The sequence below is a fragment of the Limnohabitans sp. 2KL-3 genome (assembly GCF_001269405.1).
Classification (GTDB): domain Bacteria; phylum Pseudomonadota; class Gammaproteobacteria; order Burkholderiales; family Burkholderiaceae_C; genus Limnohabitans_A.
In genome coordinates this window covers 52,982-69,237 of record NZ_CXON01000021.1, presented here as the reverse complement: position 1 = coordinate 69,237, position 16,256 = coordinate 52,982, and the positions used below count along the sequence as shown (strand labels likewise).

Genomic DNA, 16,256 nt, shown 5'->3' with positions numbered 1-16,256 from the left:
CCGAGAAAAAAATTGGTCGGTGCKTATTTCCTTGTTCGAGACGTCACGCSCCAAMCGCATGMCCTGCTCTTGCCGCTCCAGCAGGCGCAAGCGCAGCCGCTGCTGGGCGTACTCCACATCGCGTTTGATGGCCTCTTGCTCTCGCTCAATCTCTTCCACACGCAAGTACCAAAACGCACTGGCGATGGCGGCMAAAAACAACCCCACCGCCGCTACGGGTGCCAAGTTGGCAAATCGGTCTTGCCGGTTGGGTGATTGGCTTTTCCACCATGATCGCCACCAGGCCCAAGGCCCTACTTTCGTGACCACCAACGCTGCTTTGTTCAATTCCATGCTGTGGAGTTTAGGGGACAGGGGCCGGACTTTGGCTTTGAAAGGATTTCAAAATTGACCAGGCATTTCCATTTAATTTCACTATACAAAATCAATGTGCACTATTTGAAAAATTCAGAAATTTATGTGAAAATTCAGCCATCATTTGCCGATAACACCCACAGGAGACAAGCATGACAGCGGCCACACCACAACAACCGGGCGCAGACCTCGACGCCCAGGAAACCCGCGAATGGATGGACGCTCTGTCCGCCGTGATCGAAAAAGCAGGCCCTGAGCGTGCCCATTTTTTGCTCGAAGAGTTGCTCGAAGAAGCCCGACAGCACAGCATTGACATGCCGTTCTCGGCCAACACCGGCTATGTCAACACCATCGAACCCACCCAAGAAGCCCGTTGCCCCGGCAACATCGAAATCGAAGAGCGCCTGCGTGCCTACATGCGCTGGAACGCGATGGCCATGGTCGTCAAGGCCAACCGCCACAACCCGGCTGACGGCGGCGATCTGGGCGGGCACATCGGCTCCTTCGCCTCGCTGGCGCACATGTTCGGCGCGGGTTTTAATCATTTCTGGCACGCCGAGAGCGAAAACCACGGTGGTGACTGCCTCTACATTCAGGGCCATGTGTCGCCCGGTGTGTATGCCCGTGCCTACCTTGAAGGCCGTCTGACCGAAGAGCAGTTGCTCAACTTCCGCCAGGAAGTGGACGGCAATGGCCTGTCGAGCTACCCACACCCCAAACTCATGCCTGAGTTCTGGCAGTTCCCCACCGTGTCCATGGGTCTTGGCCCTTTGATGGCCATCTACCAAGCCCGCTTTTTGAAGTATTTGCACGCCCGTGGCATTGCCAACACCGAAAACCGCAAGGTCTGGGTGTTCTGCGGCGACGGTGAGATGGACGAGGTCGAATCCTTGGGCGCGATTGGCTTGGCCGCTCGTGAGAACCTGGACAACCTGATTTTTGTCGTCAACTGCAACTTGCAGCGCCTGGACGGCCCGGTGCGTGGCAACGGCAAGATCGTGCAAGAACTCGAAGGCGAATTCCGCGGCTCGGGTTGGAATGTCATCAAGCTGCTGTGGGGCAGCGAGTGGGACAGCCTGCTGGCCCGCGACAAGGACGGTGCCCTGCGCAAACTGATGATGGACACGCTGGACGGTGACTACCAAGCCTTCAAAGCCAACGATGGCGCTTATGTACGCAAGCATTTCTTTGGCCGCGACCCGCGCACGCTGGAAATGGTGGCCCACCTGTCGGACAACGACATCTGGAACCTCAAGCGCGGTGGCCACGACCCACAGAAGGTCTATGCCGCCTACCACGAGGCCGTGAACACCAAAGGCCAGCCCACTGTGCTGCTCATCAAGACCGTCAAAGGTTTTGGCATGGGCAAAGCGGGCGAGGGCAAGAACACCGTGCATCAGACCAAGAAGTTGACGGACGACGACATCAAGTACATGCGTGACCGCTTCAACATCCCGATCCCGGACAGCGAGTTGTCCAAGATCCCGTTTTACAAACCGGCCGACGACACGCCTGAAATGCGTTACCTGCACGAGCGTCGCCAAGCCTTGGGCGGCTACTTGCCACACCGCCGCACCAAGGCCGAAGAAAACTTCACCGTGCCTTCTTTGGAAACATTCAAGGCCGTGATGGAGCCCACCGCCGAAGGCCGTGAAATCTCCACCACCCAAGCCTATGTGCGCTTCTTGACGCAACTGCTGCGTGACCAAGCCCTGGGCCCACGCGTAGTGCCGATTTTGGTGGACGAGGCCCGCACTTTTGGTATGGAGGGCCTGTTCCGCCAGATCGGTATTTACAACCCCGCAGGCCAGCAGTACACCCCGGTCGACAAAGACCAGGTCATGTACTACAAGGAAGACAAAGCCGGTCAAATCTTGCAAGAAGGCATCAACGAAGCCGGCGGCATGTCCAGCTGGATCGCTGCGGCCACCAGCTACTCCACCAGCAACCGCATCATGGTGCCGTTCTACGTGTACTACTCGATGTTTGGTTTCCAGCGCATTGGCGACTTGGCCTGGGCGGCGGGCGACATGCAGGCTCGCGGCTTCTTGCTGGGCGGCACATCGGGCCGTACCACTCTGAACGGCGAAGGCTTGCAGCACGAAGACGGTCACAGCCACATCATGGCCAACACCATCCCCAACTGCGTGTCTTATGACCCCACCTTTGCCCACGAAGTCGGTGTCATCCTGCACCATGGCCTCAAGCGCATGGTCGAGAAGCAAGACAACGTCTTTTATTACCTGACGTTGCTGAACGAAAACTACGCCATGCCCGGCCTCACACCCGGCACCGAAGAGCAGATCATCAAGGGCATGTATTTGTGCAAGCCGGGTGCCGCCGGAGAAAAGCGCGTGCAACTGCTGGGTTCGGGCACCATCTTGCGCGAATCGATTGCCGCGCAAACCCTGCTGGCCACCGACTGGGGCATTCAGGCAGACGTGTGGAGCTGCCCAAGCTTCAATGAACTGACCCGCGACGGCCAAGACGCCGAGCGCCACAACATGCTGCACCCCATGGAAACACCGCGTGTGTCCTTTGTGGGCCAACAGCTGGCTGCACACAGCGGCCCCGTCGTCGCATCGACCGATTACATGAAGGCCTATGCCGAGCAGATCCGTCCTTTCATCCCGAAAGACCGCACCTACAAAGTGCTGGGCACCGACGGTTTTGGCCGCTCCGATTTCCGCAGCAAACTGCGCGAGCACTTCGAGGTCAACCGCCACTACATCGTGGTTGCTGCGCTCAAGGCGCTGAGCGAAGAGGGCAAAGTGCCGGTCGCGCAAGTGGCCGAAGCCATCCAAAAATACGGCATCAAAACCGACAAGATCAACCCCTTGTACGCATAAAAACTGGAGACGAACATGGCATTGGTAGAAGTTCAAGTCCCGGACATCGGGGATTTCGATGAAGTGACCGTCATTGAGTTGATGGTCAAAGTGGGCGACACCGTCAAAGCCGAGCAGTCGCTGATCACCGTGGAGTCTGACAAGGCCTCGATGGAGATCCCGTCGAGCACTGCAGGCGTTGTGAAAGAAATGCGCGTGGCGCTGGGCGACAAGGTCAAGCAAGGCTCCATCGTGTTGGTGGTGGAAGCCGCTGGTGCAGCTGCAGCCCCAGCTGCTGCGTCTGCCGCGCCTGCTGCTGCCGTGGTTGCACCCGCGCCCGCCACCGCTCCGGTGGCTGCTGCGCCAGTCGCTGCAGCATCCGGCCCGGTTGAAGTGCATGTGCCTGACATTGGCGACTTCAAAGACGTGGTCGTGATCGAAGTCATGGTCAAGCCCGGCGACAACATCAAGGTGGAGCAGTCGCTGATCACCGTCGAATCCGACAAGGCCTCGATGGAAATCCCGTCATCGCACGCAGGCGTGCTCCAAGAGCTCAAAGTCAAAGTGGGCGACAAGGTCAACATTGGCGACTTGCTGGCTGTGTTGACGGGCACGGTCGCTGCGGTAGCGCCCGTGGCAGCTTCTGTTGCTGCAGCCGTGGCAGCACCTGTGGCCGTGGCATCGGCTCCGGCGGCTGCGCCAACACCCGTGGCGGCGGCAGTGGCTGCGGTGGCAGCGCCTGCCCACGCCCCCGGCGGCACCACGCTGGGCTTGCCCCACGCATCGCCATCGGTGCGCAAGTTCGCTCGCGAGCTGGGTGTGCCGCTCGCAGAAGTCAAAGGCTCGGGCCTCAAAGGCCGGATCACCGAAGCCGATGTGCAAGCCTTCACCCAAGCCGTCATGTCAGGCGCTGCCCAAACCAAGGCGCAAGCAGCCAAAGCCCCTGCAGCCTCGGGCGGTGGCGGTTCCGAGCTGGGCCTGATCCCCTGGCCCAAGGTGGACTTTGCCAAGTTCGGCCCCATCGAGCGCAAGGAAATGGGCCGCATCAAGAAGATCAGCGGTGCGAATTTGCTGCGCAACGCCATCATGATTCCGGCCGTCACCAACCACGACGACGCCGACATCACCGACCTGGAAGCCTTCCGCGTTTCCACCAACAAAGAGAACGAAAAGAGCGGCGTGAAGGTGACGATGCTGGCCTTCTTGATCAAGGCCTGCGTGGCCGCGCTCAAGAAATACCCCGAGTTCAACAGCTCGCTCGACGGCGATGCGCTGGTCTACAAAAACTACTGGCACATTGGCTTTGCCGCTGACACGCCCAATGGTTTGATGGTCCCGGTCATCCGCGATTGCGACAAAAAAGGCGTGCTGCAAATTAGCCAAGAAATGGGTGAGCTGGCTAAGAAAGCCCGTGACGGCAAACTCGGCCCTGCAGAAATGACCGGCGCAACCTTCACCATCTCCAGCCTCGGCGGCATCGGTGGCAAGTACTTCACGCCCATCATCAACGCGCCCGAAGTGGCCATCTTGGGCGTGTGCAAGAGCACCATGGAACCCGTGTGGGACGGCAAGCAGTTTGTGCCCCGCCTGATGCTGCCCCTGTCTTTGACGTGGGATCACCGCGTCATCGACGGCGCCGCAGCGGCACGCTTCAACGCGTTCCTGGGTCAAATCCTCAGCGACTTCCGTCGCGTGTTGCTCTAAGGACAGACGATGGCACTGATTGATATTCAAGTCCCTGACATTGGTGACTTCGACGAAGTCACCGTGATCGAGTTGATGGTCAAGGTGGGCGACACCGTCAAATCTGACCAAAGCCTGATCACCGTGGAGAGCGACAAAGCCTCCATGGAAATTCCTTGCAGCCACGGAGGCGTGGTCAAGGAACTCAAAGTCAAGCTCGGCGACAAGGTCAAGCAAGGCTCGGTGGTGTTGGTGCTGGAAGGCGAGGGCGCTGCGGCTGCCCCAGCCGCTGCGCCTGCTCCAGCGGCCGCTCCTGCCGCAGCGCCCGCTGCCCCAGTGGCAGCAGCCCCTGCACCCACAGCTTCATCCTTCGGCGGATCTGCCGACATCGAGTGCGATGTGCTCGTGTTGGGCGGTGGCCCAGGCGGCTATTCGGCAGCCTTCCGCGCGGCTGACCTCGGCTTGAACGTGGTCATCGTCGAGCGCTACGCCACCTTGGGCGGTGTGTGTTTGAACGTGGGTTGCATTCCTTCCAAAGCGCTGTTGCACGTCGCGGCCGTCATGGACGAAGTCAGCCACATGGCCGACTTGGGCGTGGACTTTGGCAAGCCGGTGGTCAACATCGACAAGCTTCGCGGTCACAAAGAAAAAGTCATTGGCAAACTCACCGGTGGCTTGGCGGCCATGGCCAAGATGCGCAAGGTCACGACAGTGCGCGGTTTGGGCCAATTCGTGGGTGCCAACCACCTTGAAGTGTCTGAGACCAGCGGCACCGCGCAAGAGCAAACCGGCAGCAAAAAAGTGATCGCCTTCAAACGCGCCATCATCGCCGCAGGTTCGCAAGCTGTGCGTTTGCCTTTCATGCCGAATGACCCACGCGTGGTCGACAGCACGGGCGCTTTGGAACTCAAAGAAGTCCCCAAGCGCATGCTCATTTTGGGCGGCGGCATCATCGGCCTGGAAATGGGCACGGTTTACAGCACGTTGGGCGCACGCCTCGATGTGGTGGAAATGATGGACGGCCTCATGCAAGGTGCTGACCGTGACTTGGTCAAAGTCTGGCAAAAGATGAACGCCAAGCGCTTTGACAACATCATGCTCAAGACCAAGACCGTGTCTGCACGCGCTTTGCCCGAAGGCATTGAAGTCACGTTTGCACCGGCAGAAGAGGGCGGCACAGCCCCCGCGCCGCAGGTGTACGACCTCGTGTTGCAAGCTGTGGGCCGCACGCCCAATGGCAAAAAACTCGCCGCTGAAAAAGCGGGCGTGTCTGTGACCGACCGTGGCTTCATCAACGTCGACATTCAAATGCGCACCAACGTGCCGCACATCTTCGCCATTGGCGACATCGTGGGCCAGCCCATGTTGGCGCACAAAGCGGTACACGAAGCACACGTGGCGGCCGAAGTGATTGCGGGCGAACTGCAAGGCAACAAAGAGTTGGCAGCCGCTGCGTTCAACGCACGCGTCATCCCTAGCGTGGCCTACACCGACCCCGAAGTGGCATGGGTGGGCTTGACCGAAGACCAAGCCAAAGCGCAAGGCATCAAGGTGAAAAAGGGCTTGTTCCCTTGGACCGCCTCGGGCCGCGCCATTGCCAACGGCCGCGACGAAGGTGTGACCAAACTGCTGTTTGACGATAGCCCCGAGGCCCACGGCCACGGCAAGATCTTGGGCGGCGGCATGGTGGGCACGCATGCGGGCGACATGATTGGCGAGATCGCTCTGGCGATTGAGATGGGCGCAGACGCTGTGGACATCGGCAAGACTATCCACCCCCACCCCACGCTGGGCGAAAGCATCGGCATGGCGGCAGAGGTGGCGCACGGTAGCTGTACGGACTTGCCGCCTGGCAAGAAGTAAAAGCTTCGCTTTTTAAACAAAGAAGCCGCCAACCTGAAATGGTTGGCGGCTTTTTTATTGGGCATGACGGCTTGGGCGTCCATCATTCACTCTCGCCTGAGAGTGTCCTATATTTTGTGTAAATGCGGCTGGTATCAGCCCATGGGCATCCGGAGATTATTTCGTTCAGTCGCCGCAAATTTCGCGTAGATGAGACGGGGCGTTACCGCATATGGTTTTTCAGTACGTCACCCCTGGGGCTTGGACGCCATGGGTTTTCGGCAGGCTTGTTTAAAACAGCCGAGGGTCAAACCGGAAAGGGTGGCGCTCAATTTTGATCAATATTCTGCGGTAGTCTGGGTGTGCAGGATTGATCAGCAAATTCAACTCGGATGGTTCTACAAAAGAGGGCACCCACAAGCCGAGGCTGGATGTGGACGTCAGCCAGGACAAGCCCAGGGCCTGTGTGGCGGCTTCGTTGCTTTGCCAGTCGGTTGGCAATCCCCAGTCAGAAGCTGCCATCAGCAAGCAGTCATCGGGCAACTCCAATTGCATCAAGGCTTGGTTTTTGGGGTTGGCCCCGTTGCAGTGGACGCGCTTTTCCAATTGACACAAGGCACGGGTAGATGCCGCATAGACCACTTGGTGTGCGCCTATGGCATGCCAGCGGCCATGGCCCAAGGTTGATCCGAAACCCAGCGTGGCAAGAATGGCAGAGGAGGGCAGTGCGGGGTTTTCGCAAAATCCAATCCGCCAGACGGTGGTCAAACGACACCGCCATAACGGATTGCAATCAAAATGTCTTTGACGCGTTGTGCACCGAAGCTGGTTTTGGCCAACTCCAGCGGGCTGTCACCCTCCAGCATGGGGTGTGGGCGACGCAACCAAGCCGAGGCTTCGTCATCTGTCTCAAAGGTGTCGGCGGCCATTTGCCCAAGTTCCAGCAGACGCAACACGCTTTCAGCCGAATGCATGGGCAGCAGTTGCCCTTTGGCGGCTTTGCGGTTGGCGGTGCTGCGGTCCAGATCAAGGTACTCTGCAATCATCCCTTTGCCCAGCCCCAGGTAGTCGCCCAGCGGCCCAATGGCTTGACTGGAAATGCCGCGCTTGAGGAGCTTGCAGGCCCCTGCGCTGGACAAGCTGGCCAGACGCGCACCCACCATCACACGTGTGGATTCTGTTCGCGAATCGTCGAGGTCTTGGGCGTCCAGAATGGCCCAAAGCGCCGAGAGTGCAGCGCTGCGAGGGGTGCTGATGGCAGCGATGGCTTGTGTTTTCATGGCGCAATTACATCATTTACTTGATGCAATTACAACAATTTTGAGTGAATTTGCCGCAGCTCAATGCGCCCCGAGGTCACACCCCGCACCCCATCCGCTTCATCACCTTCCTCGCTGCACAGCGCAGCAATCAAGGCTTGGTCCACCGCTTGGCCGGACAGCTGCAGCTCTTCATTCTTTGGGCCTGCGCTGTGCCAAAGGCGCTGAGTGCAACGCTCGATAGGGCAGCAAGGCCAATTTGTCGGCGACGGAGGTCATGGGCTTGGGTCATGAAGAAATCTCCGAATGAAAATAGCCCATGCTTTGTCTGAAGAAATCAATTAGCCCGCTACTCGGGAAAACCTAGCCCGGGCAGTCCCTCGTCACCTGTTGGCTGCAAGCGAATGAATTTTCAACCACGATGAGGTGTATTGTGCTGCGTCCCTACAGCCCACGAACCATTGCCGCCATGTTCTCATTACTTTTTCGAAAAACGCTGGCCTTGACGTTGATGGGGCTCATCTCACTGTTGAATTTGAGCGCCTATGCGGCCGATTACGCCGGTCCGCTGTTTGATGCACACCTGCACTACAACACCGAAGCCTGGAACGGCCAAACCGGTCCGCATCCAGTACCCGATGTGTTTGCACGGATGCAGCGAAGTGGCGTCAAGGCCATCGTCTCCAACTCGCGGCCCAATGATGGAACCCTTTCGCTGGCCCAAGCGCGCGCCGAGGCTGCCTCAGAGGGAGTGACCGTTGTGCCATTCGTTCGCCTGTACCGCAACCGCGCTGACTATGACTCTTGGTTCCGCGACGAAAGTATTTATGACATGGTGCTGGCAGAACTCGCGCGTGGAACACCGGTGGGGCCTTATCGGGGCATTGGCGAATTTCATCTTTATGACAGTGCCAATGCCAGCGGCACCGTAGCCCAAAAGCTGATGGTGCTGGCCGAAGAAAAGCAGTTGGTGGTGCTGGCCCATGTGGACGATGTCGCGATCGACCTGTTGATGGCCAACACGCCATCCAAGGGGCAAAAGTTGCGTTTGATTTGGGCGCACACAGGCATTGGAGGCCCACCGGTCACGCGCGTGGAGGCCTTGATGGCCAAGTACCCTGGCCTGATGGGAGAACTTTCTTATCGGCCGGGCTTGACCTGTGACGGAGGTTTCTTGTGCCCGGAATGGCGTGCGCTCATGCTCAAATACCCTGGGCGTTTTTTGATCGGGTCAGACACTTGGATCAATCAACGCTGGCAACAATATGAAGACAACATGCGGGGCTATCGCGTTTGGCTGGGGGGGTTGCCGCCCGATGTGGCCAAAAAAATAGCCTGGCAGAACGGTTCGGCCTTGTTCGGCTTGCGTCACTGAACAGAAAAATTCAGCTCATCCGCGCAAACCCAAGGCACATAGGGGTTGTCGATTTCCCAGCCAATCGATCTGCCAAGCCAAAAAGGCGATGAATTCACCACCGCCTTTTTGAGTTGATTACAGCGTTGGGTAATCGGTGTAGCCCTTGGCACCGGGGGTGTAGAAGGTGCTTTGGTCGGGTACGTTCATGGCCGCACCCGCTTTCACACGGGCAGGGAAGTCGGGGTTGGCGAGGAAGCCGTTGCCAAAGGCGACAGCGTCAAGCTTGCCTTCGGTGGTGGCCGCTTCGGCCTCGGCTGGGGTGTAGCCCATGTTGCCAATCAGCACACCTTTATAGTGGGCGCGGGCAAGGGGCATCACATCGGCTTTTTGCAGGCCAAAAAAGTCCGCCCGCATGATGTGCAAGTAGGCCAAATCAAAGCGGTTGAGTTGCTCAGCCAGGTAGGCTGTCCAAGCCAGCGGGTCGCTGTCTTTCATGTCGTTGTAGCTGTTCAGGGGCGACAGGCGCAGGCCCACGCGGTCGCTGCCGATGACCGCACACACGGCGGTCAACACTTCAAACAGGAAGCGTGCGCGTTGTTCCAATGTGCCGCCGTAGCTGTCGCTGCGTTGGTTGGCGCTGTCGCGCAGGAATTGATCAATCAAGTAGCCGTTGGCACCGTGTACTTCCACGCCGTCAAAACCTGCCGCCATGGCGTTTTTGGCGGCCTGCGCAAAGGCTTGCACGATGGTGGCAATTTCGCTTTCCAGCAAGGCGTGGGGCGTGGCTTGGGGCAGCATGCCTTGCGCGGTGTGGGCATCGCCCTGGAGCGGCAGGTTGCTGGACGAAACAATCGGTGCCCCGCCATTGTTGGCCGGGTGTGCGGCGCGGCCAGCGTGCCAGATTTGCATGAAAATTTTGCCGCCCTTGGCATGAACAGCTGCAGTGGTCTCTTTCCAGGCTTCAATTTGTTCGGCGTTGTAAATGCCGGGTTCGTTGACAAAGGCCGAGGTGTTCTCGGCAATCATGGTGCACTCGGTGATGATCAGCCCGGCGCTGGCGCGCTGCGCGTAGTACTCGGCCATGAGCGAATTGGGCAAATGCCCTGCACTGGCACGCGCGCGGGTCAGCGGTGCCATAAGCATGCGGTTGGCGAGGGAAATGGAACCGATTTGAAGAGGGTTAAATAGCATAGGAATTTTTTGGATCCATGAGGAAAGACAGCGGTGGAAATTGCTTCCGAAAGACTACATGGTGTTAAAAAAGGGGATTGCAAGGCCAGTGCGTTGCCATTGCGTTGCCGTTCAGCGGATTTGGTATTGCCTGCCTAACAACTTTGTTTACATGCCGCAGGTCATGCAAGCGGTGCCGACGGCGGTGGTGGTCATGCTGGGTAGCTGGGTGCAGGGGAGTATGTCGAGTACGCAGAGAGGAAAGTAAGTCACGTTCGAAAATGTCGAAACCGGCAGCACAGCCCCCGCGCCGCAGGTGCACGACTTCGTGTTGCAAGCCGTAGGCCGCGCCATTTCCAACGGCCGCGACGAAGGCGTGACCAAACTGCTGTTTGACGATTCACCCGAGGCCCACGGTCACGGCAAAATCTTGGGCGGCGGCATGGTGGGCACGCACGCGGGTGACATGATTGGCGAGATCGCTCTGGCGATTGAGATGGGCGCAGACGCTGTGGACATCGGTAAAACCATCCACCCACACCCCACGCTGGGCGAAAGCATCGGCATGGCGGCAGAAGTGGCGAACGGCAGTTGCACGGACTTGCCGCCGAGCAAGAAATAATTGGCTTCAGCGCTGCACGAAGCAAAAGCCCCGGACGGGAAACTGTCCGGAGCTTTTTTGTGACTGGCACGCTGACGAATGGCTAAAATGGCCAATCGATTCAGGAGTCCACCATGCGTGTCACCGCCACCGAAGCCAAGAACCGTTTTGGCAGCCTTTGCGCTCAGGCCAAGCGCGAGCCCGTGTTTGTGGAGAAAGCCGGTCAGCTCGACTCGGTCATTCTGTCCGCCGAGCAGTACCAGGCGCTCAAGGCCGGGCAGGACGGGGCCAGCCGGGCTTCGCGCAAACAGGCGTTTGAAGCCCAGTTTGGCGACTGGATCGCTGCGCAGAACGCCCGGGTCGAAGCCCACGGCATTCCGGGCGCTGACCTTCGCCCTTGGTAAGCGACCCATGGCGCAGTACGACGTGTTTCCCAACCCAAGCCGCAGCGGGGCGGAGGGTATTCCGTATGTGGTGGTGGTCCAGAGCGACTTGCTCGATGGCTTGGCCACTCGCTTGACCATGCCCCTCGCTCAGCCCGATACCATGGTCAAAGTGCCCACCGTGCTGTGCCCAACCATCCATGTGAACGGGCAGCGCCTTAACGCGTTGGCGCATTACACCGCGCCATTGCCCGCCAAACTGCTTCGGAGCCCTGTGGACAACGTGGCCGCGCAGGCCAGCGCACTGGTGGCGGCGATGGATGCGGTGATGTCGGGCATCTGAGGAATGGAGTCGGAGAGCGAGTTGTACAACAGCGGCATCGTCGATGTGTCGCACCGTTACCCCAAGATGTACGTGGTGCGGCCACAGTTCTTTGTGCCCCTGATCACGCTGTTGCGCAATGCCGCTTTGAACGCGATGAAGTACAAGTCCGAGCTGGCCTTGGTGCGCTCGCAGAACGTGGACATCACCAAGTTTGAAACCCAGCTGGACGAATTCAAGACGACGTTTGGACGCAACTGGCGCCCGGCCTCTGAGGGCTTTGAAGAAGCCGTCAAGCGCATTGACGAAGCCATCAAGGACCTGGAAAAAACCAAGGAAGCGCTGCACAAGTCAGCCAACAATTTGCGCCTGGCCAACGACAAGGCCGACGACTTGACGATCAAGAAGCTCACACGGGGCAACCCCACGATGGCGGCCAAGTTTGAAGAGTTGCCGGGGTCCTAGCCATTTTTGAGTTGCATTTTTAAAAATACGCCTCATAACTTGAGGTGTATTGAGGGGCAGCAGCTCAACCTGGAGTCTTTGCGGTCGTCGGTGGCGCACCGGCTTGCGCTGGCCGATGCGCCGGGCGCAGACCGTTCGGTTGAAGGTTTGGTGCAGGTGATGCAAGACGCCTTGGCCAACCACCGTGCCGCGCTGGATGTGGACAGGCTGTGCCGCTGGCAGTCGGCCTTGTTTCCCGGTGGCACGTCGGGCATTGTCCGTATTGCGGTGGGCCGCTTGCGTGACCATGCCGATGCCATGCAAATTGTCAGCGGGCCTTTGGGACGTGAAGTGGTGCATTACGAGGCACCACCCTCTTCAAGCGTTGGTGCAGAGATGGATCTTTTTTTGGCTTGGTTCGCCAACCCAGCAGTCACGCTGAACGGTATTGCACGCGCAGCCTTGGTGCATTTGTGGTTTGAGTCCATCCACCCTTTTGAAGATGGCAATGGCCGCATAGGGCGTGCTTTGGCAGACATGGCTTTGGCGCAAGACATGTGTGCGCAAGACCCAGAGGCCAATCCCACGCTGGTACGGGTGTTCGGCTTGGCGCATCAAATGCACAAAACGCGTTCGGCTTATTACGATGCGCTCAACCACGCGCAGCGCTTGCGAGGTGTATCGCTGGATGCCCAAGGGATTGATGTCACAGCATGGGTGCAGTGGTTTGTGCAGGCTTTCACCCGTGCCTGTGTGGCCAGTCAGGCTGTGGTGCGCGATGCGACAGATAAAGCGCATTTTCGGTTGCGCGCAGCGCAATGCCACATCAACCCGCGCCAAAGCAAGGTGCTCGAGCGTTTGCTCGACGCCGGGCATGTGGGCTCGGGCGGCGGATTTTTGGGCGGCATGAGCACCGACAAGTACGCCAACATCACTGGCACCTCCAAAGCGACAGCCGCACGCGATTTGGCCGATTTGGCTCAGCACGGCTTGTTGCGCATCGAGGGTTTGGGCAAGGCCACGCGCTATGTCGTGAATGTGCCAGGTTGGGAGCAGCCAGCGATCAGGCCTTAACGGCTTGCTTCAATGCGCACCGAGCTAACACCCCTCAGCCCTATCCCCATCCGCCTCATCACCTTCCTGGCTGCAGAGCGCCTCAATCAAGGCTTGGTCCAGCACTTGGCCGGATAGCAGCTGCTCTGAAATGAATGCGCATAATATGCGCATATTCTCATTGGAGGCCCCTATGCCACGCACCAGCAGCGCCATGCCCTTATCCCGAAAACGCCCAGTCAACCTCACCTTGAGTGAAGGCTTGATCGCCGAGCTCAAAGGCTACACCTCTAATTTGTCTGCCACGGCTGAAGCCTTGCTCACGGCTTATGTGGTGGAGCAAAAGCAGGCACGTTCAAGTCGGCAAAAGCAGGCAGACCAAACCGTGGCGGGTTGGAACGCTTTGCATGCACAAGTCGGCTCATTTGCCGATGAGCACTCCACACTCTGATGGCTCAGTTTGACCTTCATCGAAACAAAGGCCCTTTGAAGGACACCATTCCTTACGTCGTGGTGGTTCAGTCTTCTTTGTTGGATGGCTATCGCCGTCGGGTGGTTGTGCCTTTGGTCAGGCGCATTGCGCTGCCTGCGGGTATTGCTGGCACGCGCATGAACCCGAGCTTCAAAGTGCGTGGTGCGGTGTTGGTGCTGCACCCGTTGGACATGGTTTCAGTGGCGCTCGATCAGCTCGGTGAGTGCGTGGGTTCCCTGGCTGAGCATGGGCAGGAGATTGCGGATGCGTTGGATGAGTTGCTGACGCGTTCTTGGCACGGATAAAAAGTAACTGGCCGCGACGCGACGCTGACAGGCTCTGACCGCTTCTAAGCCCCGGACGGGAAACGGTCCGGGGCTTTTTATCGGGCAGGCAATACTTCACGATTCGGGATAACCCTGTATTCATTCCTGATATTTCAGTCATTACTGAAAATTCAAAAGAGCTGGCTAAAATCGCTCCATGACTATTTCAGACCAAATTCCTGCGCTCAACCGCGAGTTCATCGCCCATTTCGGTGAAATGGGCAGCAAGTGGGGCATCAACCGCACGGTTGGCCAAATTTACGCGCTGCTCTATGTGTCGCCGCAGGCCTTGAACGCCGATGAGATTGCCGAGGCGCTGGCGTTCTCGCGCTCCAACGTGAGCATGGGCCTCAAAGAGTTGCAGGCCTGGCGGCTGGTGCGTTTGCGCCATCAAGCGGGTGACCGGCGCGAGTACTTTGAGGCGCCCGCTGACGTCTGGGAGATCTTTCGGGTGCTGGCCGAGGAGCGCCGCCGCCGTGAAATCGAGCCCACTTTGAGCATGCTGCGAACCGCCTTGTTGGAGACACCCCATACCGACGCAGAGCGCCATGCCCAGCAGCGCATGCGCGAAATGCACGACCTGATCGACCGCCTCATGACTTGGTTTGACGACGTGCAAAAGCTCGCGCCCGAGACCGCCATGCAGCTCATGGGCATGGGTGCCACGGTGACCAAAGTGCTCGAATTCAAAGACCGCCTGACCGGTCGCGGCAACAAAGCACCGGTCATCAGCCAGACACGCGACAGCGCTTGACCCCCTAAGAAAGCCACCATGGACATCGACGCACTCATCCTCTCGCGCATTCAGTTTGCTGCGAACATCAGTTTTCACATCCTGTTCCCCACCATCACCATCACGCTGTGCTGGTTCTTGCTGTTCTTCCGATGGCGTTTCGCCCGCACCCAAGACCAGGCGTGGGAAGAGGCCTACTATTTTTGGACCAAGGTGTTCGCGCTCACCTTTGCGCTGGGGGTGGTCTCGGGCATTGTGATGAGTTTCCAGTTCGGCACCAACTGGCCGGGATTCATGGAGCGCACGGGCAATATTTCAGGGCCGTTGCTGGGCTACGAGGTGCTGACGGCGTTTTTCCTGGAGGCCAGCTTCTTGGGCATCATGCTGTTTGGCCGAGGCCGGGTGAGCGAGCGGGTGCACCTGATCGCCACATTTTTGGTCGCGTTTGGCACCACCATGTCGGCCTTCTGGATCTTGAGCCTGAACTCCTGGATGCACACCCCGGCGGGTTTCGAAATCATCAACGGCCAGTTCATCCCCACCGATTGGCTGGCGGTGGTCTTTAACCCTTCGTTTCCCTACCGCTTCTCGCACAAGTTGCTCGCCTCGGCGCTGACCGCGTCGTTCCTGATCGCTGGGCTGTGCGCTTGGCAGCTGCTCAAAGGCAGCGCCACACGCGGCACCCACAAAGCCATGCGTGCGGCCGTTTTCACCGCCGCTTGCGTGATGCCGCTGCAGTTCCTGGTGGGTGACATGCACGGCCTGAACACCCTGGAGCACCAACCGGCCAAAGTTGCTGCCATGGAGGGCATTTGGGAAACTGAGCGTGGCGCACCGCTGACGCTCTTTGGCATTCCAGACCAAGAAGCACGCACCACCCACTACGCGGTGAAGATCCCCAAAGTGGCCAGTTTGATCCTGACCCACGAGCTGGACGGTGAAGTCAAGGGCATCAACGAATTTGAAGGGGCGCACCCACCCGTGGCACCGGTGTTCTATGCCTTTCGCGTGATGGTGGGTGTGGGCTCGTTGATGTTGCTGGTGGCCAGTTTCACCGCCTGGCGCTTGTGGCGTCAGCGCAGGCAGCCAGAAGTGACACTGCCCAAGCCCCTGCTGTGGGTGCTCTCGGGCATGGCTTTCTCCGGCTGGGTCGCCACGCTGGCGGGCTGGTACGTGACCGAGATCGGTCGCCAACCCTTCCTGGTGCATGGCTTGATGCGCACCAGCGAAGCCGCCACCACCTTGCCGCCGCCCTACATTGCGCTCACCTTGACGGCCTACTTGGTGGTTTATGGCCTGCTGTTGGTGACTTATGTCGGCGTGTTGAAGTACATGGCAGAGAACCCCAAAGAACACAAACAGGAAGCGCCCACGGGTGCCTTGTTGGGCAAAGCGGGGGTGTGATGAACCTCGTCTTTGCATATCTGAA

The 16,256-nt window shown here is 58.9% G+C and carries 15 protein-coding genes and 2 pseudogenes; 13 read left to right on the top strand and 4 right to left on the bottom strand.

Annotated elements, in window-relative coordinates; genetic code table 11:
* A pseudogene (locus AMM41_RS18635) lies at positions 1-333 on the bottom strand (PAS domain-containing sensor histidine kinase); the annotation flags it as partial.
* Positions 334-506: 173 nt separating this feature from the next.
* Between AMM41_RS18635 and aceE the strand changes: the two are divergent.
* Genes aceE through lpdA form a run of 3 tightly spaced genes read left to right on the top strand, consistent with a single transcriptional unit; the run spans position 507 to position 6,728 of the window.
* Positions 507-3,203, top strand: coding sequence for a pyruvate dehydrogenase (acetyl-transferring), homodimeric type (gene aceE / locus AMM41_RS18630; protein WP_089962922.1), 2,697 nt, complete (start codon positions 507-509; stop codon positions 3,201-3,203).
* A gap of 15 nt (positions 3,204-3,218) precedes the next feature.
* On the top strand, positions 3,219-4,886 hold the full coding sequence (aceF, locus tag AMM41_RS18625) for a dihydrolipoyllysine-residue acetyltransferase (RefSeq protein WP_089962920.1): 1,668 nt from the start codon (positions 3,219-3,221) through the stop codon (positions 4,884-4,886).
* A 9-nt stretch (positions 4,887-4,895) separates the two neighbouring features.
* Complete coding sequence (gene lpdA / locus AMM41_RS18620) at positions 4,896-6,728, top strand: dihydrolipoyl dehydrogenase (RefSeq protein ID WP_089962917.1); 1,833 nt, start codon at positions 4,896-4,898, stop codon at positions 6,726-6,728.
* A gap of 270 nt (positions 6,729-6,998) precedes the next feature.
* Here lpdA and AMM41_RS18615 read toward each other — a convergent pair whose 3' ends face one another.
* Positions 6,999-7,475, bottom strand: a complete 477-nt coding sequence (locus AMM41_RS18615) for an RES family NAD+ phosphorylase (protein ID WP_089962914.1) — start codon at positions 7,473-7,475, stop codon at positions 6,999-7,001.
* Complete coding sequence (locus AMM41_RS18610) at positions 7,472-7,987, bottom strand: antitoxin Xre/MbcA/ParS toxin-binding domain-containing protein (RefSeq protein ID WP_089962910.1); 516 nt, start codon at positions 7,985-7,987, stop codon at positions 7,472-7,474. Before AMM41_RS18610 ends, AMM41_RS18615 begins: the two co-directional genes overlap by 4 nt.
* Positions 7,988-8,477: 490 nt before the next feature.
* On the opposite strand from AMM41_RS18610, the gene AMM41_RS18605 reads away from it, so the two are divergent.
* On the top strand, positions 8,478-9,341 hold the full coding sequence (locus tag AMM41_RS18605) for an amidohydrolase family protein (RefSeq protein WP_089962944.1): 864 nt from the start codon (positions 8,478-8,480) through the stop codon (positions 9,339-9,341).
* Between the two features lie 117 nt (positions 9,342-9,458).
* Here the strand turns inward: AMM41_RS18605 and AMM41_RS18600 are convergent, their stop codons facing one another.
* Entirely contained in the window at positions 9,459-10,514 is a 1,056-nt protein-coding gene (locus AMM41_RS18600) for an alkene reductase (protein ID WP_089962907.1), read from the bottom strand.
* Positions 10,515-10,809: 295 nt separating this feature from the next.
* On the opposite strand from AMM41_RS18600, the gene AMM41_RS18590 reads away from it, so the two are divergent.
* The 9 genes and pseudogenes from AMM41_RS18590 (at position 10,810) to AMM41_RS18550 (ending at position 16,231) form a co-directional block, all read left to right on the top strand.
* A complete protein-coding gene (locus AMM41_RS18590) occupies positions 10,810-11,115 on the top strand; it encodes a hypothetical protein (RefSeq protein ID WP_255350450.1) in 306 nt (101 codons plus the stop codon).
* A gap of 113 nt (positions 11,116-11,228) precedes the next feature.
* A complete protein-coding gene (locus AMM41_RS18585; protein WP_089962901.1) occupies positions 11,229-11,498 on the top strand; it encodes a type II toxin-antitoxin system Phd/YefM family antitoxin in 270 nt (89 codons plus the stop codon).
* A 7-nt stretch (positions 11,499-11,505) separates the two neighbouring features.
* A complete protein-coding gene (locus AMM41_RS18580; RefSeq protein WP_089962899.1) occupies positions 11,506-11,820 on the top strand; it encodes a CcdB family protein in 315 nt (104 codons plus the stop codon).
* A 3-nt stretch (positions 11,821-11,823) separates the two neighbouring features.
* A pseudogene (locus AMM41_RS18575) lies at positions 11,824-12,264 on the top strand (DUF2130 domain-containing protein); the annotation flags it as partial.
* Positions 12,265-12,303: 39 nt separating this feature from the next.
* The gene (locus AMM41_RS18570) at positions 12,304-13,317 is read left to right on the top strand and encodes a Fic family protein (protein WP_228769356.1); all 1,014 of its coding nucleotides are present in this window, start codon (positions 12,304-12,306) and stop codon (positions 13,315-13,317) included.
* Positions 13,318-13,489: 172 nt separating this feature from the next.
* A complete protein-coding gene (locus tag AMM41_RS18565; RefSeq protein WP_228769355.1) occupies positions 13,490-13,747 on the top strand; it encodes a type II toxin-antitoxin system CcdA family antitoxin in 258 nt (85 codons plus the stop codon).
* Positions 13,747-14,073, top strand: coding sequence for a CcdB family protein (locus AMM41_RS18560; protein ID WP_089962894.1), 327 nt, complete (start codon positions 13,747-13,749; stop codon positions 14,071-14,073). The genes AMM41_RS18565 and AMM41_RS18560 overlap by 1 nt, the downstream gene beginning before the upstream one ends.
* Before the next feature lie 178 nt (positions 14,074-14,251).
* On the top strand, positions 14,252-14,848 hold the full coding sequence (locus AMM41_RS18555; protein WP_089962891.1) for a GbsR/MarR family transcriptional regulator: 597 nt from the start codon (positions 14,252-14,254) through the stop codon (positions 14,846-14,848).
* A gap of 24 nt (positions 14,849-14,872) precedes the next feature.
* The gene (locus AMM41_RS18550) at positions 14,873-16,231 is read left to right on the top strand and encodes a cytochrome ubiquinol oxidase subunit I (RefSeq protein ID WP_228769358.1); all 1,359 of its coding nucleotides are present in this window, start codon (positions 14,873-14,875) and stop codon (positions 16,229-16,231) included.
* Positions 16,232-16,256: the final 25 nt, after the last annotated feature.

Coding starts and splice junctions, on each gene's coding strand:
- aceE (WP_089962922.1), top strand. CDS start 507: ATGACAGCGGCCACACCACAACAACCGGGCGCAGACCTCGACGCCCAG.
- aceF (WP_089962920.1), top strand. CDS start 3,219: ATGGCATTGGTAGAAGTTCAAGTCCCGGACATCGGGGATTTCGATGAA.
- lpdA (WP_089962917.1), top strand. CDS start 4,896: ATGGCACTGATTGATATTCAAGTCCCTGACATTGGTGACTTCGACGAA.
- AMM41_RS18610 (WP_089962910.1), bottom strand. CDS start 7,987: ATGAAAACACAAGCCATCGCTGCCATCAGCACCCCTCGCAGCGCTGCA.
- AMM41_RS18605 (WP_089962944.1), top strand. CDS start 8,478: ATGGGGCTCATCTCACTGTTGAATTTGAGCGCCTATGCGGCCGATTAC.
- AMM41_RS18600 (WP_089962907.1), bottom strand. CDS start 10,514: ATGCTATTTAACCCTCTTCAAATCGGTTCCATTTCCCTCGCCAACCGC.
- AMM41_RS18585 (WP_089962901.1), top strand. CDS start 11,229: ATGCGTGTCACCGCCACCGAAGCCAAGAACCGTTTTGGCAGCCTTTGC.
- AMM41_RS18580 (WP_089962899.1), top strand. CDS start 11,506: ATGGCGCAGTACGACGTGTTTCCCAACCCAAGCCGCAGCGGGGCGGAG.
- AMM41_RS18565 (WP_228769355.1), top strand. CDS start 13,490: ATGCCACGCACCAGCAGCGCCATGCCCTTATCCCGAAAACGCCCAGTC.
- AMM41_RS18560 (WP_089962894.1), top strand. CDS start 13,747: ATGGCTCAGTTTGACCTTCATCGAAACAAAGGCCCTTTGAAGGACACC.
- AMM41_RS18555 (WP_089962891.1), top strand. CDS start 14,252: ATGACTATTTCAGACCAAATTCCTGCGCTCAACCGCGAGTTCATCGCC.